This window comes from Streptomyces sp. NBC_01264, assembly GCF_026340675.1.
Taxonomy (GTDB): Bacteria; Actinomycetota; Actinomycetes; order Streptomycetales; family Streptomycetaceae; genus Streptomyces.
Genome location: NZ_JAPEOX010000001.1, coordinates 6703448 through 6722637, shown reverse-complemented (window position 1 = coordinate 6722637; position 19190 = coordinate 6703448). Strand labels below are relative to the sequence as shown.

Genomic DNA, 19190 nt, shown 5'->3' with positions numbered 1-19190 from the left:
ATGGGTGTGCGGCTTCCATGAACCCAACCCCCTGCCCGGCCCGCCGATTCCCTCCTAGCGTCCTCGCCATGACCACGAACACCGCTCACGCCGTCCACCAGATCGCCCGCCCGGCCGGCTTCCCCGCCGCCTCCGACTTCGCGTACGTACGGACCCCCGTCCCCCGGCCGCGGCCCGGTACCGCCCTCGTGGAGAACCTGCTGCTCTCCGTGGACCCGTACCACCGCGGGCTGATGGACGGCGGCGAGGGAGGCTTCGAGCTCGGCACCCCGCTGGAAGGCCGCTCGGTGGGCCGGGTCGTCGCCTCGCGCGACCCGGGCCTCGCGGAGGGCGACCTCGTCTTCCACCGCGAGGGCTGGCGCACCCACGCCCTCGTCACCCTGGGAGTCGGCGGTACCCGCAAACTGCGCGGCCACGCGGGCGTCCCGCTGGAGGCCTACCTCTCCATCCTCGGCGGCACCGGGCTGACCGCGTACGCCGCCCTGACCCGCACCGCGGCCCTGCGCGAGGGCGAGGACCTCTTCGTCTCGGCGGCGGCGGGCGGGGTCGGCACGGCCACCGGCCGCATCGCCCGGCTGCTCGGCGCCCGCCGGATCATCGGCAGCGCGGGCACGGCGGCGAAGGTCCGCCACCTCACCGGGGTCCTCGGCTTCGACGCGGCCTTCGACTACCACGACGGGCCGGTCGGCGAACAGCTCGCGAAGGCGGCACCCGATGGCATCGACGTCTACGTGGACAACGTCGGCGGGGACCACCTGGAGGGGGCCATCGACGTGCTGCGCGAGTACGGGCGGATCGCCTGGGTCGGCGGGATCTCGATGTACAACGGCGACCGCTCCCCCGCCGCGCCCCACAACCTCTTCGAGGTCGTACACAAGTCACTGCGCCTGGAAGGGGTATTGGTTCGGAATCACACCAATCTGCAGGACGAGCTGGAAGACTTTCTCGTCCCGCACCTGCGCAGTGGCCGGATCGGTACCGACACCACCGTTGTACAGGGGTTTGATCACACGGTGGAGGCCTTCCGGGGCATGCTCCGGGGCGACAATCTGGGAAAAATGCTCGTACGCATCGATGTCTGAATCCAGCCACCCGGATGTTCACCGACTTCTTACCGCACGGATGTAGACCTTTGGCGCGACTGCCGCCACTCTTGCCGTCAATGTGCCAGCGGGGCACTTGAGTTGGAGGCGAGCAGCCAGTGACACCTATCAGCCGCAGAGGGTTCGTGGGGATCGGCGCCGGGCTGATGGCAGGGGCGACCCTGCCCGCGATCGCGCCGACGTCGGCGGCCGCGGCCACCGCGTCGGGCACGATCACCGACGTGAAGCACGTGGTGATCCTGATGCAGGAGAACCGCAGCTTCGACCACTACTTCGGCAAGCTGAAGGGTGTCCGCGGTTTCGGTGACCGCGCCGCCGGCAACATCCCGGGCGGCTGGGGGATGTTCAACCAGCCCAACTGGGGCGGCCGCCAGTACCCGTGGAAGCTCAGCTCCACCCCGCCGGTCGGCGGCGTCGACGGCGAGACCCTCGCCCAGTGCAACGGCGACCTCCCGCACAGCTGGACCTCGCAGCACGCGGCCTGGAACAAGGGCCGCATGGACAACTTCGTCACCGGCGTCGGCAACACCCGCACCCTCGGGTACCTCGACCGCGGCGACATACCGTTCCACTACGGCCTCGCCGACAACTACACCATCTGCGACGCCTACTTCTGCTCCACCCTGAGCGCGACCGGCCCGAACCGCACCTTCCTGTGGAGCGGCAAGATCGACGCGAGCAGCAAGGACGGCGGCGACGAGTCCGGGCTGACCTGGGAGACGTACGCGGAGGCCCTCCAGCGCGCCGGGATGAGCTGGAAGGTCTACCAGAACGCCCAGGACAACTACGGGGACAACGGGCTCGCCTACTTCAAGAAGTTCACGGACGCCGCCCCCGGCAACCCCCTGTGGGACCGCGGCATGGGCTCCGTCCCCAAGGTCACCGGCTCCACCCCCGACGACATCGCCGCCGCCATCCGCGCGGACGTGGTCGCCGGCACCCTGCCCCAGGTCTCCTGGGTCGTGGCGAACGAGGCCTTCTCCGAGCACCCGTACGCCCCGCCCGGCGACGGCGCGCACTTCGTGGACCTGGTCTACCGGGCGCTGTCGGCCGACCCGGAGGTCTTCGACTCCACCGTCCTCTTCCTCAACTACGACGAGAACGACGGTTTCTTCGACCACGTCCCGCCGCCGGTCGCGCCGCCCGGCACCGCGGGCGAGTACATCGACGGCACCCCGATCGGGCTCGGCTTCCGCGTCCCGATGATCGTGATGTCCCCGTGGACCCGCGGCGGCTGGGTGAGCTCCGAGGTCTTCGACCACACCTCCGTGCTGCGCTTCATGGAGAAGTGGACGGCCGCGCTCGGCACCCCGGCGAACTGTCCGAACATCAGCGCGTGGCGCCGCAAGGTCACCGGCGACCTCACGGGCGTCTTCGACTTCGCGCACCCGGTCTACGGGGTTCCCGCGGGCCTCCCCTCCACCGCCAAGGTCATCGGGCAGGCGACCTGCGGCCCGCTCTCCAACCCGGTGCCGCAGGACAACGCGCAGCCGGTGCAGGAGGCCGGGACCCGGCCCGCGCGCGCCCTTCCCTACCAGGTCAACGGGAATCTGGACCGCTTCGAGTTCGGCTCGGGCGGCAAGATCCTCGCCTGGTTCTCGATGACGAACGCGGGCGCGGAGGCCAAGCAGGCGGCGCACTTCTCGATCCACCCGCACCAGTACCGGGACACGGCCGCCTGGCAGTACACGGTGGACGCCGGCGCCACGTCGACGGACTACTTCAACATCGGCACGGGCAGCGGCTCCGGCAAGTACGACATCTCGATGTACGGGCCGAACCGCTTCCTGCGGCGCTTCATCGGCGACGCGTCGAAGGCGGGGAAGTCCATCGAGGTCGCGTCCCGCTTCGCGGTGGAGCCGGGCACCGGCAAGACGGCGCTCTACCTCAAGATGACCAACACCTCGGCCTCGCCGGTCACCTTCACGATCCGCGCGAACGCCTACCGCACGGACGGCCCGTGGACGTACACCGTGCCGGCGAACTCCTCGCGCGAGGACTACTTCAACGCCGTCGCCTACAACAACGGCTGGTACGACTTCACGGTCCTCGCCGACTCCGACGGCACCTGGTCGCGCCGCTACACGGGCCACATCGAGTCCGGCGCCCCGAGCATCAGCGGCAGCTAGAGCACATCGCCGTCGCGCCAGTCGAACGTCAGCGGCCCGGCGGTGGGGTCGAGCAGCAACCCACCGCCGGGCGGCGTCCACACGTACGTCGACCCCTCCTCCTCGGGCAGCCGCTCGGGCCCGCCGGGCCCGAGCACCCCGATCTCCCCGCCCCACACCCGCCAGCCGCGGCCCGCGTACAGCCGGGCCCCGTCGTCGGAGGCGCTGAGCGCCCCGAGCACGTAGGCCCGCGCGAGGATCCCCTCGACCGCCTCCATCACCACGCCGCCGAGCCCGCACCGGCGCCGGTCGGCCCGTACGGCCACCGCCTCGACATAGCCGGTGCGCAGCGCCCGCCCCCGGTGCAGCACCCGCCGCTGCACGACGCTCCCGTGCGCGAGGAGCTCCCCGCCCCGGTGCACCAGCACGTGCATCCCGCCCAGCGCGTGCTCGAAGTCCTCGTCCCCGAAGTCCCCCTCGAAGGCCCCGCCGAGCAGCTCCCGCACCTGCCGCAGCTCCCCCTCAGCCAACTGCGAGGTGTGCCGCAGCGAGACCGCGCCTGCGGCTCCCGTGTCCTCGTCGCTCATACCGGGACCGTACCAAGCGGGCTCCCCCACGCCTTGTATCCGCTATGCGGACATGAAATATCGCCCACCGGCCGGATTGGGCCGACGCGACCCTGGCGGTCCGGACCATTGGCTCGGCAGACTCGCCCCATGTCTCCCGATACCCAGCAGTGGACCCCGATCCACGGCCAGCCGTACCGTCCCGCGCCCTACCGCCCCGAGCGGATGCCGGCCGGGGAATCCCTCGCGCGCGCCGCGGAGCTCCGTACGCGGATGGACGAGCGCAGGACCGTACGCCACTTCTCCCCCGACCCGGTGCCCGAGCAGGTGGTCCGCGACGCCATCGCCTGCGCCGCGACCGCGCCCTCCGGGGCGCACCAGCAGCCGTGGACCTTCGTCCTGGTCAAGGACCCGGCCGTACGGGAGCAGATCCGCGCGGCCGCCGAGCAGGAGGAGCAGCTCTCCTACGACGGCCGGCTCGGCGACGAGTGGCTCGCGGCCCTGCGCCCCATCGGCACGGACGCCGTGAAGACCCACCTCACGGACGCGCCGGCCCTGATCGTGGTCTTCCAGCAGCGCTACTGGCTCGGCGAGGACGGCACGAAGCACAAGCACTACTACGTCGACGAGTCGGTCGGCATCGCGGTCGGCATGCTCCTGTCGGCCCTCCACCTCTCCGGCCTGGCCGCCCTGATCCACACGCCGAGCCCGATGCGGTTCCTCTCCCACGTCCTGAACCGCCCGGAAAACGAGAAGGCCTTCGCGGTCATCCCGGTCGGCTACCCGTCCCCCGAGTGCGAGGTCCCGGACCTGGTCCGCAAGTCCCTGGAGCAGGTTCTGGTGGAGGTCTAACCTCCGCTGCCGGCGGGCGCGGCGGGCTCCTCGGCGTCCCGCCCGCCGAGCGCCCCGGCGAGCCGCATCCCGATCCGCACCCGGTCCTCGGGCGACCCCGCGTCCATGGCGGCCCGCACCTGCCGCAGGATCAGCCAGTCCCGAACGACTTTGCTGACCCCGAGCACGGCGGCGGTGACGCAGGCAGCGGTAAGCATCAGCGCACCCGTCCCTTCAGGACCGGCCGCTGCTCGGCGCAGTTCCCTTGCCGGACCGTAGCGAGCGCGTCCCCGAGATGGAGCTGGCCAAACCGTGCCAGGTCCACGCGGTCGGGCTCCTCGGTGCCCGTCAGGTCCGCCGGAACGGCAGTGAGGCCACTGCGCACCAGGCAGTCCGCCATGTGAGCCGTGCTGACCGCGCAGCACCATTCGATGACGACGCCCCGACTGCCGTGGGTGTAGGTGTTCGCCCAGCCGTGTGCCGCGCCGGCCTCATTGACCAGGGAGACTCTGCGCAGCAGGCGGCTGAGCAGCCGGTCGCGCGCCTCGCCCCAGCTGTCGTGGCCCCGATCGACCTCGATGCCGTGCAGGCGCCTCGGGTTGCGGCGCCACAAGTACGCCGTGTCGGTCTGGTCGTCGGGCAGGACCGGCACCCATCCCGGCTGGGGATGCACCAACCCGATGTGTGTGCCGTCCAAGAGCCCGGACAGCCGCCACCTGCCCGGCCCGCCCGTCAGCCTCAGTCCCGCGATGCCCCGCATGCCGCCGTACATCGTGCCGATGCGCGGGAGCAGCTCCGCAACGACACGGTCCGCCGTTGTCGGGTGGAGGCTCAGGACCAAGCCGCCGGGAGTCGGCTCCGCCCGGGTGAACCCGAGCAGCGCTCCGTCCACCTGCTCATGACGCAAGCGGTCTGCTAGGACGAGAACAACCTGCGCCTCAAAGGCCCGCTGCCCTGCGTCCGTCGCATCCGGCACCGGCTGCGCTCGCGTGATGAGGCCCTCGGTGGCCCAGCGATTACAGACGTGGTGCGGAAGTCCGGTAGCTCGGCGGCACATGCTGGCGACGCGGTGGCGGTTGTCAGTGCGACTGGACATACGTCTCCCCGGGCGTCGCCCCGGCACGGCGCATAGAGGTCTCGTATCTCCTGACACTGCGGCCCCACCCCGTACAGGAACTCGTGAGAGCCCTCAGCCCCCTCGGGTAGCCGGGCCCGAGTATTGGAGCGTGTCGCCGTACACGACAACTCCGTTCAGGCTAGCACCCCTTACCCCGGCGGGACATGGAAACCGCCCCCGCTCCGGACTTGGGGGTACCGGAGCGAGGGCGGGGTTCGGGGGGACCCGGACGGTCAGCCCATGTGGGGGTAGCCGTACTCGGTCGGGGCGACCAGGGTCTCCTTGATGGAGCGGGTCGACGTCCAGCGCATCAGGTTCGACGCCGCGCCGGCCTTGTCGTTGGTGCCCGAGGCGCGGCCGCCGCCGAAGGGCTGCTGGCCGACGACGGCGCCGGTCGACTTGTCGTTGATGTAGAAGTTGCCCGCGGCGAAGCGGAGCTTCTCCATCGCGTCGGCCGCCGCGTAGCGGTCCTGCGCGATGACGGCGCCGGTCAGGGCGTACGCCGAGACCGATTCCATCTGGGCCAGCATCGCGTCGAAGTCAGCGTCCTCGTAGACGTGGATCGCCAGGATCGGGCCGAAGTACTCCGTCGTGAAGACCTCGTTGGACGGGTCCGTGCACGCGATGACCGTCGGGCGGACGAAGTAGCCCTCGGAGTCGTCGTACGTGCCGCCCGCGACGATCTCGCAGGTCGGGTCGGCCTTCGCGCGGTCGATCGCGGCCTTGTTCTTCGCGAAGGAGCGCTCGTCGATGACCGCGCCGATGAAGTTCGTCAGGTCGCGGACGTCACCCATGCTGATGCCGTCGACCTCGGCCGCGAAGGCCTCCTTGAAGCCGTCGTTCCAGATCGAGGCCGGGACGTAGGCGCGCGAGGACGCCGAGCACTTCTGGCCCTGGTACTCGAAGGAGCCGCGGGTCAGGGCGGTCTTCAGGATCGCGCGGTCCGCGGACGGGTGCGCGACGACGAAGTCCTTGCCGCCGGTCTCGCCGACCAGGCGCGGGTAGGACTTGTACGTCTCGATGTTGGTGCCGACCGTCTTCCACAGGTACTGGAAGGTCTTGGTGGAACCGGTGAAGTGGATGCCCGCGAGCTCCGGGTGGGTCAGCGCCACCTCGGAGACGGCGATGCCGTCGCCCGTCACGAGGTTGATGACGCCCTTCGGCAGGCCGGCCTCCTCCAGGAGCTCCATGAGGAGGACCGCGGAATGGGTCTGCGTCGGGGACGGCTTCCACACGACCACGTTGCCCATCAGGGCCGGGGCGGTCGGCAGGTTGCCCGCGATGGCCGTGAAGTTGAAGGGGGTGATCGCGTAGACGAAGCCCTCGAGCGGGCGGTGGTCGCTGCGGTTCCACACGCCGGCGGAGTTCGCGACGGGCTGCTCGGCCAGGATCTGGCGGGCGAAGTGGACGTTGAAGCGCCAGAAGTCGACGAGCTCGCACGGGGTGTCGATCTCGGCCTGCTGCGCGGTCTTCGACTGGCCCAGCATCGTGGACGCGGCCAGCTTCTCGCGCCACGGGCCGGACAGCAGCTCGGCGGCGCGCAGGATGATCGCGGCGCGGTCGTCGAAGGACATCGCGCGCCAGGCCGGGGCGGCGGCCAGGGCGGTGTCGACGGCCTCCTGGGCGTCGGCCGCGGTGGCGTTCGCGTAGGTGCCGATGACCGACTTGTGGTCGTGCGGCTGCACGACGTCGAAGCGCTCGCCGCCGCCCATCCGCTTGACGCCGTTGATCGTCATCGGGAGGTCGATCGGGTTCTCGGACAGCTGCTTCAGCTGCGTTTCGAGGCGCGCGCGCTCCGGGGTGCCGGGGGCGTACGAGTGGACCGGCTCGTTGACCGGCACGGGGACCCGGGTGACAGCGTCCATGATGCGGGGTGCTCCTTGAGCTAGGGGGAGGGCCTAGGCGGTCTCGGGGAGGTGGGGTGCGTTTCCGCGTCGTCCGGTGCGGTGCCTCGGCGCGCTGCCGCATCGGCCGCGTACTGGACGTACTCGGATGATGCGGCAGTGCGGCGAGGCGCCGTGCCGGGCGGCGCGGAAACGCACCCCACCTCCCCGAGACCGCCTAGTTCTTGGTGATCATCGAGCGGAGGAAGAAGAGCAGGTTGGCCGGCTTCTCCGCGAGGCGCCGCATGAAGTATCCGTACCAGTCGGTCCCGTAGGCCGTGTACACGCGCATCCGGTGGCCCTCGGCGGCCAGTCGCAGGTGCTCCTCGCCGCGGATGCCGTAGAGCATCTGGAACTCGTACTCGTCGAGCTTGCGCCCGGCCTGCCGTGCCAGCTCCTGGGCGATCGCGATCAGGCGCGGGTCGTGGGACCCGATCATCGGGTAGCCCTCGCCCTCCATCAGGATCTTCATGATGCGGACGTACGCCTTGTCGATCTCGGCCTTGTCCTGGTACGCGACCTCGGCGGGCTCCTTGTAGGCGCCCTTCACGATGCGTACGCGGCTGCCGGCCGCGGCCAGGCGCCGGGCGTCGGCCTCGGTGCGGAAGAGGTACGCCTGGATCACGCAGCCGGTCTGCGGGAAGTCGCGGCGCAGCTCCTCGTGGATGGCGAACATCGAGTCGAGGGTGGTGTGGTCCTCGGCGTCCAGGGTCACGGTGGTGCCGATGGCGGCGGCGGCCTCGACGACCGGGCGGACGTTGGCGAGGGCGAGCTCGTGGCCGCCTTCCAGCGCCTGGCCGAACATGGAGAGCTTCACGGACATCTCGACGGTCTCGCCGAGGTCCAGGTGGGCGAGCTGCTCGATCAGCTGGAGGTAGGCGTCACGCGCGGCGTGGGACTGCTCCACGGTGGTGATGTCCTCGCCGACGACGTCGAGGGTCACCTCCAGGCCCTTGCCCGTCAGGTCCTCGACGATCGGGATGACCTGGTCGACCGTCTCACCGGGGATGAACCGGTTCACCACGGGCTTGGTCACCGGGGCGGCAGAGACGATTCGGCGCATCTTGTCGCTGCGCGAGGCGGCGAGGATCGCGGGACCCAGCACGGGGTACCTCCAACGGGGGCGGACAGAAGGAGACATTCAGCCCGCGCCGGGACGACGGAGGCCATAAGGAAAACGCAAGTAAAACCACCGTGAAACCTAGGGATCTCCCCGATCCTCTGCCATCGACAGCTGTCACGCATCCGTGGCCCGGATCTCATACATCTGTCTGAAGAGCCGCTGCGGGGGTGGGAGAATGTGCGGGTGAAAGGCGATTACCAGGACCTGGTGGACGAGATTTCGGCGCTGCTCGGCGCTCCCGCGACGCTGGAGAACCGGGACTTCCGCCTCATCGCCTTCGGCGCGCACGACAGCGACGACGACCTGGCCATGGACCCGGTACGGACCCGCTCGATCCTGACCCGCCAGTCGACGGCGGCCGTCCGGGCCTGGTTCGAGGGCTTCGGCATCGCCCGCGCCACCGGACCGGTCAGGATCCCGGCCGCCCCCGACGCCGGCGTCTTCCGGGGCCGGATCTGCCTGCCGGTGCGCTACCGCGGGATCGTCCAGGGCTACGTATGGCTCCTCGATCAGGAGCCGCGCCCCGACGCGCAGGCGCTGGCCGCCGCCATGGAGGTGGCCCAGCGGATCGGGCTGCTGCTCGCGGAGGAGGCCCGGGCGGGGGCCGACCTGTCCCGGGAGTTCCTCGCGGTGCTCACCGCCGGGCGCGGCTGGCAGCAGGACATGGCGGTGGCCGCCCTACGGGTGGCACTCGGTCCGGGCGGCGAGGGACCGCACGCCGCGGTCTGCGTGAGCCCGTGGCCCGGCGAGGCCCCGGCTTCGGTCCCGGGAGCGGCGGCCGTGTGCGTGGTGCCCTGGCGGGGGGCCGGCGAGCGGGAACCCCGCCCGGGCGGCGGCGCCCCGGCGGGCCAGTGCCTGGCGGTCCTGGTCCGGCTGCGCGGCGCGGACCCCCTGGCCCCGGCCATGACGGCGATCTCCCGGCTCCTCCCGGGCACGCCACCCTCCGGCCCGGCCGCCGGCGCGGGGCGTCCCACGGCGGCCACCGCGGGCGGCACCGGCACCGCGGGCGGCTCCCGCTCCACGGCCGGCTCCGGCACCGCGGCCGGCTCCGGCACCGCGCCCCGTGCGGCACGGCCCGTGCCGCCCGCCGGCGCGGGCTCGCCCGGCGGCGCCGGCTCCGCCCCGAGCCCCGCCCCCGGCGGGGTGACCGCCGGGGTGTCCGACCCCGTGCGGGCGCTCACCGCGCTCCCCGCCGCCTGGCAGCAGGCCACCGCCGCCGCCCGGGCCGCCGCCGCCGGGCCGCGGCTCGGGCCGGTCGCGCAGTGGTCCGCGATCGGGCCCTACCGCATGCTGGCCTCCGTCGCCGAGGAGGCCCTGGACGACCCGGTGGGCCGCGCCCTGCGCGGCCCGGCCAATCCCGAACTGGCCCGGACGGCGGAGGTGTTCCTGGACTGCGCCGGCCAGGCGGGCCGCGCGGCGGCGGCCCTGGGCATCCACCGCCAGACCCTGTACTACCGCCTGTCCCGGGTGGAGCAGCTGACCGGCCTCGACCTGGACGAGGGCGAGGACCGCCTGCTCCTCCACATGGCCCTCAAGGCGGCCCGGCTCCACGGCTGACCGGCCGGGGCCGGGCCGTCCCGAACGGCGGGTCGGCCGGCCCCGGAGGCACGCCCCGGAGGCACCCCCCGCGCCGGCCCCGTCAGCGCACGGCGCCGCCCGAACGGCCCAGCGCCGCACCCGATACCGCGTCGATCAGGACCCGGTTCCCGAGCGGCCTGGTCAGCGTCACGGGGACCGTCGCCTTGAGCATGATCAAGGGGCACCCCTCGCCCTTGCCGGGCTTCTTGCCCGGCAGGATGCGGCCGCCCAGGACCACCGTGTCGGCCCCCTCCAGGACCTCGACGGCGACCCCGCCGTCACACGCCCCGTGCCCGGCGTCCACGGTGAAGGCGGTGGCGGCGGGATCCGCGGCGTCGTGGCCGAACAGTTCCGAGGTGCTGTCGTCGAGGGACCGCATCGGCGGGATCGGCGGCTCGGCCCGCTCCGCCTTCGCGACGGCGACCCGGGCGAGCGGCTCCGCGTACCCCTCCAGGTCGAAGAACCAGACCGGGACCCGGGCGGGGCCGCGACTGGTCTTCATGGTCAGCTCGCCGGAGCGGACTCCCGTGACGGTCAAGGGGCGTTCGCGGGTGGGCGCCCCGCCCGTGAGCGCGTCGTACGTCTCGGTCGCGCTCAGCACGGTGACGTCGAGGGAGGTCCCGTCGGCCCAGCTGATCCGGCCGGACCGTCCGCCCGGCCCACCCGTCGCACCTTGCCCGCCCGGACCGCCCAGCTCGGCCGGTGTGCCGCGCAGGGCGAAGTTGCGCTCCTCGTAGGCGGTCTTGTCGTACCCGTCGCGGAAGGCCCCCGCCGGCAGCCGAACGGGGTCCTCCAGCAGGTGGAACCCCTCGCGCCACTCCTTCAGTTGCGCGGAGCCCTCCCAGGCCCGCGCCACCTCCGCCATCCGGGGCCGCAGATCCGCCGCATCGTTCCGGGGCGTCCACACGCCCTCGCATCCCGCCGCCGCGAACACCCCGAGCAACACCGCCGACACCATCACCGTACGTCTCACAACTCCCCCTCCGGCCGGGCCGATTCGGGGCTGGGACGCGGGCATCGCGGCGGCGGTTCCGGCTCCGGTTACTCCCCGGCCGACGGGGCCGTCCTCGCCATCGCTGCCACCGCCCGACGCATGCCCTCCGTCAGCTCCGCGGGAGTCGCCGCCGACGCGGGGTCGAAGAGCCACTGGAGCATGAATCCGTTCAGCAGGGCCTGGTAGAAGGCGCCCGCGGTCCGCAGGTCCTCCGCCGTCAGGTCCTCCTCGGGCACGCCGGTGAACATCGAGACCAGCCCCTTGCGCCCCTCCCCCTGCGAGGCGGCGAGCAACGCCCGCAGTTCCGGCAGCCGGTCCCGGGTGAGTGCGACCTCCATGCTGGCCGCCCAGATCGGGCCCGACTCCTCGTGCCCGGCGTGCACCCCGTCCCAGACCGAGCGGAAGCGTTCCAGCGAGCCGCCGTCACCCTTCACCTTCGCCGTGAACTGGTCACCCCACTCCTGGATGAGAGCGAGGAACGCCTCCGTCATGAGGGCGTCCTTGGAGCCGTAGTGGTAGCCGATCGAGGCCAGGTTCGCACCCGACGCCTTGACGACGTCGCGGGCGGTCGTGCCCACGAAACCCTTCTCGACCAGGCACTTCTTGGCACCTTCCAGCAAGTCTTCGCGATGTCCCATGGCTTCACGGTAGCCAAGACACCCGTCCAAGACAAACGTCCTACACAACCGTTCTATACGGTCGTACTAGACAGGCGTTTATGACGCTTGTACATTGCTGCTCATGACGAACCCCCAGAACCCCGCAGCACGTCCCGCCGGTCGCCGGGAATGGATCGCCTTCACCGTTCTCGTGCTCCCGCTGCTCCTGGTCTCGATGGACGTCTCCGTCCTCTACTTCGCCATCCCGGCCATCACCCGGGAGCTGGACCCCAGCGCCACGCAGCAGCTCTGGATCTTCGACAGCTACGCCTTCGCCCTCTCGGGCCTGCTCATCACGATGGGCTCGCTCGGCGACCGGATCGGCCGCCGCAAGCTGCTCCTGGCCGGCGCGGCCGCCTTCGGACTCGCCTCCGTCGCCGCCGCCTACGCCACCAGCGCCGAGATGCTCATCGCGGCCCGGGTACTGCTCGGAATCGGCGGCGCGACCCTGATGCCGTCCACGCTCGCCCTGGTCCGCAACCTCTTCCAGGACGAGCGGCAGCGCGGCAAGGCCATCGCGATCTGGTCCGGCGCCATGACCGGCGGCATCGCCCTCGGCTCGGTCATGAGCGGCGTGATGCTGAACCACTTCTGGTGGGGCTCCGTCTTCCTGATCAACGTGCCCGCGATGCTGCTCCTGCTGGTCCTGGTCCCCGTGCTGGTCCCCGAGTTCAAGGACCCGGCGCCCGGCCGCTTCGACCTGCTGAGCGTGCCGCTGTCGATGGCCGCCGTGCTGCCGGTGGTCTACGGGCTCAAGGAGATCGCCGCCGAGGGCTTCACCCCGCTCCGCGCCGGCCGCCTCGCCGCCGGCCTCGCCTTCGGGTACCTCTTCGTCCGCCGCCAGCGCACCCGTACCGATGCCATGGTCTCCCGGACCCTCTTCCGGAAGCGCGGCTTCGGCGCCGGCATCGGCCTGAACACCGTCGCCGCCTTCGCCATGATGGGCTCGGCCTACTTCACCACCCAGTACCTGCAGTCGGTGCTCGGCATGGGCACCCTGGAAGCCGCCCTCTGGAGCCTCGCCCCCTCGGTCGTCATCGGCGCCGCCGCCCCCGTCGGCGCGGCCCTCGCGCAGAAGACCGACCGGGCCTACGTCGTCTCGGGCGGCTTCGTCCTGGCCGCCGCCGGGTTCGTCCTGATCGGCCTGGTGGGCACCGACTCGCTGTGGCTGCTGCTGACCGGAGCGGGGGTCCTCGCGAGCGGCATCGTCACCGTGATGTCCCTGGTCTCCGACATGGCGCTCGGCTCCGCCCCCGCCGAGAAGGCCGGCTCCGCCGCCTCCCTGCTGGAGACCGGCCAGGAGTTCGGCGGCGCCCTCGGGATGGCCGTCCTGGGCAGCCTGGGCACGGCCGTCTACCGCTCCGACCTGGCCGGCTCCGAGCCCGCCGTGCGGGAGACCCTCGGCGGGGCCGTGGCCACCGCCCAGGGGCTCGGCGGCGCGGCCGGCGCACAGGTCCTGGCCGCGGCCCGGGAGGCCTTCGTGCACGCGATGCAGTACGCCGCCTGGGGCGGTACGGTCCTGCTCCTCGCGGCGGCGGTGCTCGCCGCGGCCCTGCTCCGGGGCCGCGGAGCGCAGGCCCAGGCCCCGGCGGAGCCGGCCCCGGCCGTCGAAGCGCTCGCGCACTGAGCGACGTAGCGGGGCGGGAAACACGAAGGGGCCCGGGGTCTCCCCCGGGCCCTTCGCGCATGTCCGCTGCCGCAGCGTCAGCCGAGGCTGACCGTACGGGCCGAGACGGCGCCGATCTCGGTGGCGATGTCCGCGAGGACGTTCACCGGGGCCTCGGCGTCGACGGTGAGGACCGCGAGGGCCTCGCCGCCCTCTTCGGCGCGGGCGACCTGCATGCCCGCGATGTTGAGGCCGGCCTCGCCGAGGATGCGGCCGACGGCGCCGACCACGCCCGGGCGGTCGGCGTAGCGCAGGACGATCATGTGGTCGGCGAGCGCCAGGTCCACGTCGTACTCGCCGATGCCGACGATCTTCTGGAGGTGCTTCGGGCCCACGAGCGTGCCGGAGACCGAGACTTCCTGGCCGTCCGACAGGGTGCCGCGGACGGTCACCACGTTGCGGTGGTCCGGGGACTCCGAGGAGGTGGTCAGGCGGACCTCGACCCCGCGCTCCTGCGCGAAGAGCGGGGCGTTGACGTAGGAGACCGTCTCGTCGACGACGTCCTCGAAGACGCCCTTGAGCGCGGAGAGTTCGAGCACCTTGACGTCGTGCTGGGTGATCTCGCCGCAGACCTCGACGTCGAGGCGGACCGCGACCTCGCCCGCGAGCGCGGTGAAGATGCGGCCGAGCTTCTCGGCGAGCGGCAGGCCGGGACGGACGTCCTCGGCGATGACGCCGCCCTGGACGTTGACCGCGTCGGGCACGAGCTCACCGGCGAGCGCGAGGCGCACCGACTTGGCGACCGAGACACCGGCCTTCTCCTGGGCCTCGTCCGTGGACGCGCCGAGGTGCGGGGTGCAGACGACCTGGTCGAGCTCGAACAGCGGGGAGTCCGTGCAGGGCTCCTTCGCGTACACGTCGAGGCCGGCGCCGGCGACGCGGCCTTCCTTGATGGCCGAGTACAGCGCGGCCTCGTCCACGATCCCGCCGCGGGCGGCGTTGACGATGCGGACGGACGGCTTGACCTTGTGCAGGGCCTCGTCCCCGATGAGACCGAGGGTCTCGGGGGTCTTGGGCAGGTGCACGGTGATGAAGTCGGCGACTTCGAGCAGCTCGTCGAGCGTCAGCATCTTGACGCCCATCTGGGCGGCGCGCGCGGGCTGCACGTAGGGGTCGTACGCGACGATCTTCATGCCGAAGGCCGACATGCGCTGGGCGACCAGGACGCCGATGCGGCCGAGGCCGACGACACCGAGGGTCTTCTCGCTGAGCTCGACACCCGTGTACTTGTTCCGCTTCCACTCGCCGTTCTTCAGGGCGGTGTTGGCCTGCGGAATGTTGCGGGCCGTCGCGACGAGCAGGCCACAGGCCAGCTCGGCGGCGGTGACGATGTTCGAGGTCGGAGCGTTCACGACCATCACGCCGGCCTTGGTGGCGGACGAGACGTCGACGTTGTCGAGACCGACGCCGGCGCGGGCGACGACCTTCAGCTTCTTGGCGGCGGCGATGGCCTCGGCGTCGACCTTGGTCGCGGAGCGGACCAGGATCGCGTCGACGTCGACGATCGCGGGGAGCAGCTCGGCGCGGTCGGCGCCGTTGCAGTGGCGGATCTCGAAGTCCGGGCCGAGCGCCTCGACAGTGGCGGGCGACAGCTCTTCGGCAATGAGTACGACAGGTTTCGAGCTCACGTGGGTCATCCTCACAAGTCCAGTGCGGACGGCCGTCCCGACGGCCGCAGGCGGTGGAGGGGGTAGCCGCGTGGAAGACGCACGACACTGTGGGCCTGACGCGTTGTGTTGAGCAGTGTAGTGGCGGATCCGGAAGGGAATTCCGCCTGTAAGGAAGGATCACCCGCACGAGATTGGCCAGGGTGGACAAGCGGTCCTCCGCAAGGCCCGTCGTACGGGTCCTGAGCCGATGTGCCGCGGGGCCGGGACGCACCGTCCCGGCCCCGTGGCGGAGCGGATCAGCTCTCGTCGTTGTCGACCCAGCTCATCAGCTTGCGCAGCTTCTTGCCGGTGGTCTCCAGCAGGTGCGCCTCGTCGGCGCTCTTGTACGCGTTGTACTTCGGCAGACCGGCCTTGTACTCGGCCATCCAGGTGTTGGCGAACTCGCCGCTCTGGATCTCCGCGAGGACCTTCTTCATCTCGGCCTTGGTGGCGTCGGTGATGATGCGGGGACCGGTGATGTAGTCGCCCCACTCGGCGGTCTCGGAGACCGACCAGCGCATCTTCTCCAGGCCGCCCTCGTACATGAGGTCGACGATGAGCTTCAGCTCGTGCAGGCACTCGAAGTACGCGATCTCGGGCTGGTAACCGGCCTCGGTCAGCGTCTCGAAACCGGCCTTCACCAGCGCGGAGGCGCCACCGCAGAGAACGGCCTGCTCACCGAACAGGTCGGTCTCGGTCTCCTCGGTGAAGGTGGTCTTGATGACGCCGGCGCGGGTGCCGCCGATGCCGGCCGCGTACGACAGCGCGAGCTGGAAGGCGGAACCGGTGAAGTCCTGCTCGACGGCGGCGATGCAGGGCACGCCGCGGCCTTCCTCGTACTGGCGGCGGACCAGGTGACCCGGGCCCTTCGGGGCGACCAGGGCGACGTCCACGTTGGTGGGCGGCTTGATGAAGCCGTAGCGGACGTTGAAGCCGTGGCCGAAGAAGAGCGCGTCGCCCTCTTCCAGGTGCGACTCGATCGACGCGGCGTAGATCTCGGCCTGGAGCGGGTCCGGGGTCAGGATCATGATGACGTTCGCCCAGGCCGCGGCCTCGGCGACGGGGAGGACCTTCAGGCCCTGCTCCTCGGCCTTGGCCTTGGACTTCGAGCCCTCGTGCAGGCCGACGACGACGTCGACGCCGGAGTCACGGAGCGACAGCGCGTGGGCGTGGCCCTGGCTGCCGTAACCGATGACCGCGACCTTGCGGCCCTGGATGATGGACAGGTCGGCGTCGTTCTCGTAGAACAGCTCGGCCACTGGGATATCTCCTTGGTGCGCTGGTGTTGCTCCCACCGTACGGCGGGGAACGGAATACGTGGATCTCGGTCTCGCCATACGAGCGAGTGAGAAACGGACGGGCGGGCGCGGCCGGGCCGGTGTCACCGGCCCGGCCGGGCTCAGGCGCTGCGGTCGAGCGCGCGCAGGCTGCGGTCCGTGATGGACCGGCCGCCGCGCCCTATGGCGATCGTGCCGGACTGGACGAGCTCCTTGATGCCGAAGGGCTCCAGCATCTTGAGCATCGCGCCCAGCTTGTCGGTGCCGCCGGTGGCCTCGATGGTGACGGCCTCGGGGGAGACGTCGACGGTCTTGGCGCGGAACAGCTGGACGATCTCGACGATCTGCGAGCGCGTCTCGTTGTCGGCGCGGACCTTCACCAGAACGAGTTCGCGCTCGATGGCGTTGGTGTGCTCCAGCTCGACGATCTTGAGCACGTTGACCAGCTTGTTGAGCTGCTTGGTCACCTGCTCGAGCGGGAGGTCCTCGACGTTCACCACGATGGTGATGCGCGAGATGTCGGGGTGCTCGGTGACACCGACCGCGAGGGAGTCGATGTTGAACCCGCGGCGGGAGAACAGCGCGGCGATCCGGGCGAGGATGCCGGGCGTGTTCTCGACCAGGACGGAGAGCGTGTGCTTGGACATGTGAGTCGTTCTCTCTCTCGGCTCTCTCGGCTCAGTCGTCTTCGTTGTCGCCGAAGTCGGGGCGGACGCCCCGGGCGGCCATGACCTCGTCGTTCGAGGTGCCGGCGGCGACCATCGGCCACACCATGGCGTCCTCGTGGACGATGAAGTCGACGACGACCGGGCGGTCGTTGATCGCGTTGGCCTCGGCGATGACCTTGTCCAGGTCGGCCGGGTCCTCGCAGCGCAGCGCCACGCAGCCCATGGCCTCGGACAGCTTGACGAAGTCCGGGACGCGGGTGCCCATGCGGGGGGCGGCGGACTCGCCGAGCTGGGAGCCGACGGCCGTGTCGGTGCCCGTCTCGTCCCCGTGCAGGACGGTGTTCGAGTACCGCTGGTTGTAGAACAGGGTCTGCCACTGGCGGACCATGCCCAGCGCGCCGTTGTTGATGATCGCGACCTTGATCGGGATGTTGTTCAGCGCGCAGGTGGCCAGTTCCTGATTGGTCATCTGGAAGCAGCCGTCGCCGTCGATCGCCCAGACCGTGCGCTCCGGCATGCCGACCTTGGCGCCCATCGCGGCGGGGACCGCGTAGCCCATGGTTCCGGCGCCGCCGGAGTTCAGCCAGGTGCGGGGCTCCTCGTAGTTCACGAAGTGCGAGGCCCACATCTGGTGCTGGCCGACGCCGGCCGCGTAGATGGTGCCCTTCGGCGCCAGCTGGCCGATCCGCTCGATGACCTGCTGGGGGGAGAGCGAGCCGTCCTCGGGCAGGTCGTAGCCCAGCGGGTAGGTGTCGCGCCAGCGGTTGAGGTCCTTCCACCAGGCGGTGTAGTCGCCTGCGTTGCCCTCGTTGACCTCGGCCTGGACGGCCTGGATCAGGTCGGCGATGACCTCGCGGGCGTCACCGACGATCGGGACGTCCACGTCGCGGTTCTTGCCGATCTCGGCCGGGTCGATGTCCGCGTGGATGACCTTGGCGAAGGGGGCGAAGCTGTCCAGCTTGCCGGTGACGCGGTCGTCGAAGCGGGTGCCGAGCGCGATCAGCAGGTCCGACTTCTGGAGCGCGGTCACGGCGGTGACGGCGCCGTGCATGCCCGGCATGCCGACGTTCTGCGGGTGGCTGTCCGGGAGGGAGCCCAGGGCCATCAGGGTGGTGACGACCGGGACGCCGGTGAGCTCGGCGAGGACCTTCAGCTCGGCGGTCGCGCCGGCCTTCATGATGCCGCCGCCGACGTAGAGGACCGGCCGCTTGGCGGCGGCGATCATCTTCGCGGCCTCGCGGATCTGCTTGGCGTGCGGCTTGGTGACCGGCCGGTAGCCGGGGAGGTCCTGGCTGGGCGGCCACGAGAAGGTGGTCTTCGCCTGCAGGGCGTCCTTGGCGATGTCGACCAGGACCGGGCCGGGGCGGCCGGTGGAGGCGATGTGGAAGGCCTCGGCGATGGTCCGGGCGATGTCCTCGGCCCTGGTGACCAGGAAGTTGTGCTTGGTGATCGGCATGGTGATGCCGACGATGTCCGCCTCCTGGAAGGCGTCGGTGCCGATCGCCTTGGAGGAGACCTGGCCGGTGATCGCGACGAGCGGCACGGAGTCCATGTGCGCGTCGGCGATCGGGGTCACCAGGTTGGTCGCGCCCGGGCCGGAGGTGGCCATGCAGACGCCGACCTTGCCGGTGGCCTGCGCGTAGCCGGTGGCGGCGTGGCCGGCCCCCTGCTCGTGGCGGACCAGGATGTGACGGACCTTCTTGGAGTCCATCAGCGGGTCGTACGCGGGGAGGATGCAGCCGCCCGGGATGCCGAAGACGGTGTCGCACCCCACCTCTTCGAGAGAGCGGATGAGGGACTGCGCACCCGTGACGTGCTCAACTGCGGCGGACTGGTGTCCGCCGGAACGGGCCCGCGGCTGCGGATGGTGGGCCCCGGTGGCCTGCTCGGTCATCGGCATTCTCTTCTCGAAGCTGAGGGTTTTACGAGGAGGGTTTTACGAGATGCGACGTTGCCAGTGCAACAAAA

The 19190-nt window shown here is 71.1% G+C and carries 16 protein-coding genes; 5 read left to right on the top strand and 11 right to left on the bottom strand.

The window, feature by feature from the left end; translation table 11 throughout:
• Positions 1-68: 68 nt before the first annotated feature.
• Both OG435_RS31510 and OG435_RS31505 read left to right on the top strand, forming a co-directional pair.
• Positions 69-1082: an NADP-dependent oxidoreductase gene (locus OG435_RS31510; RefSeq protein ID WP_266881294.1), complete on the top strand. Its 1014-nt coding sequence runs from the start codon at positions 69-71 to the stop codon at positions 1080-1082.
• 119 nt (positions 1083-1201) lie between these two features.
• On the top strand, positions 1202-3232 hold the full coding sequence (locus tag OG435_RS31505; protein WP_266881293.1) for a phosphocholine-specific phospholipase C: 2031 nt from the start codon (positions 1202-1204) through the stop codon (positions 3230-3232).
• Here OG435_RS31505 and OG435_RS31500 read toward each other — a convergent pair.
• Positions 3229-3798 carry a GNAT family N-acetyltransferase gene (locus OG435_RS31500; protein WP_266881292.1) on the bottom strand — a complete coding sequence of 190 codons (570 nt, stop codon included), beginning with the start codon at positions 3796-3798 and terminating at the stop codon, positions 3229-3231. The genes OG435_RS31505 and OG435_RS31500 overlap by 4 nt on opposite strands.
• 129 nt (positions 3799-3927) lie before the next feature.
• On the opposite strand from OG435_RS31500, the gene OG435_RS31495 reads away from it, so the two are divergent.
• Positions 3928-4629, top strand: coding sequence for a nitroreductase family protein (locus OG435_RS31495; RefSeq protein ID WP_266881291.1), 702 nt, complete (start codon positions 3928-3930; stop codon positions 4627-4629).
• Here the strand turns inward: OG435_RS31495 and OG435_RS31490 are convergent.
• The 4 genes from OG435_RS31490 to OG435_RS31475 all read right to left on the bottom strand — a co-directional run bounded on the left by OG435_RS31490 (position 4626) and on the right by OG435_RS31475 (position 8713).
• The gene (locus OG435_RS31490) at positions 4626-4826 is read right to left on the bottom strand and encodes a hypothetical protein (protein ID WP_266881290.1); all 201 of its coding nucleotides are present in this window, start codon (positions 4824-4826) and stop codon (positions 4626-4628) included. The two genes, OG435_RS31495 and OG435_RS31490, sit on opposite strands and share 4 nt — an antisense overlap.
• A complete protein-coding gene (locus OG435_RS31485) occupies positions 4826-5515 on the bottom strand; it encodes a hypothetical protein (RefSeq protein WP_266881289.1) in 690 nt (229 codons plus the stop codon). The genes OG435_RS31490 and OG435_RS31485 overlap by 1 nt, the downstream gene beginning before the upstream one ends.
• 443 nt (positions 5516-5958) lie before the next feature.
• On the bottom strand, positions 5959-7590 hold the full coding sequence (gene pruA / locus OG435_RS31480; RefSeq protein ID WP_266881288.1) for an L-glutamate gamma-semialdehyde dehydrogenase: 1632 nt from the start codon (positions 7588-7590) through the stop codon (positions 5959-5961).
• A gap of 196 nt (positions 7591-7786) precedes the next feature.
• Positions 7787-8713 (bottom strand): proline dehydrogenase family protein, encoded by a 927-nt coding sequence (locus tag OG435_RS31475; RefSeq protein ID WP_266881287.1) that lies wholly within the window; start codon positions 8711-8713, stop codon positions 7787-7789.
• A gap of 201 nt (positions 8714-8914) precedes the next feature.
• Here OG435_RS31475 and OG435_RS31470 point away from each other — a divergent pair, with 201 nt between their 5' ends.
• Positions 8915-10288 (top strand): PucR family transcriptional regulator, encoded by a 1374-nt coding sequence (locus tag OG435_RS31470; protein ID WP_266881286.1) that lies wholly within the window; start codon positions 8915-8917, stop codon positions 10286-10288.
• Between the two features lie 82 nt (positions 10289-10370).
• On the opposite strand, the gene OG435_RS31465 is transcribed toward OG435_RS31470, so the two are convergent.
• Positions 10371-11282: a hypothetical protein gene (locus tag OG435_RS31465; RefSeq protein WP_266881285.1), complete on the bottom strand. Its 912-nt coding sequence runs from the start codon at positions 11280-11282 to the stop codon at positions 10371-10373.
• A 68-nt stretch (positions 11283-11350) separates the two neighbouring features.
• Positions 11351-11941, bottom strand: coding sequence for a TetR/AcrR family transcriptional regulator (locus OG435_RS31460; protein WP_266881284.1), 591 nt, complete (start codon positions 11939-11941; stop codon positions 11351-11353).
• A 103-nt stretch (positions 11942-12044) separates the two neighbouring features.
• On the opposite strand from OG435_RS31460, the gene OG435_RS31455 reads away from it, so the two are divergent.
• On the top strand, positions 12045-13589 hold the full coding sequence (locus OG435_RS31455; protein WP_266881283.1) for an MFS transporter: 1545 nt from the start codon (positions 12045-12047) through the stop codon (positions 13587-13589).
• Between the two features lie 77 nt (positions 13590-13666).
• Here OG435_RS31455 and serA read toward each other — a convergent pair whose 3' ends face one another.
• From serA to OG435_RS31435, 4 genes are all read right to left on the bottom strand, one after another.
• A complete protein-coding gene (gene serA / locus OG435_RS31450) occupies positions 13667-15256 on the bottom strand; it encodes a phosphoglycerate dehydrogenase (protein ID WP_266881282.1) in 1590 nt (529 codons plus the stop codon).
• Between the two features lie 278 nt (positions 15257-15534).
• The gene (ilvC, locus tag OG435_RS31445) at positions 15535-16536 is read right to left on the bottom strand and encodes a ketol-acid reductoisomerase (protein WP_266881281.1); all 1002 of its coding nucleotides are present in this window, start codon (positions 16534-16536) and stop codon (positions 15535-15537) included.
• A gap of 140 nt (positions 16537-16676) precedes the next feature.
• Positions 16677-17201, bottom strand: a complete 525-nt coding sequence (ilvN, locus tag OG435_RS31440; protein WP_243337813.1) for an acetolactate synthase small subunit — start codon at positions 17199-17201, stop codon at positions 16677-16679.
• A 31-nt stretch (positions 17202-17232) separates the two neighbouring features.
• Positions 17233-19122, bottom strand: coding sequence for an acetolactate synthase large subunit (locus tag OG435_RS31435; protein ID WP_266881280.1), 1890 nt, complete (start codon positions 19120-19122; stop codon positions 17233-17235).
• Positions 19123-19190: the final 68 nt, after the last annotated feature.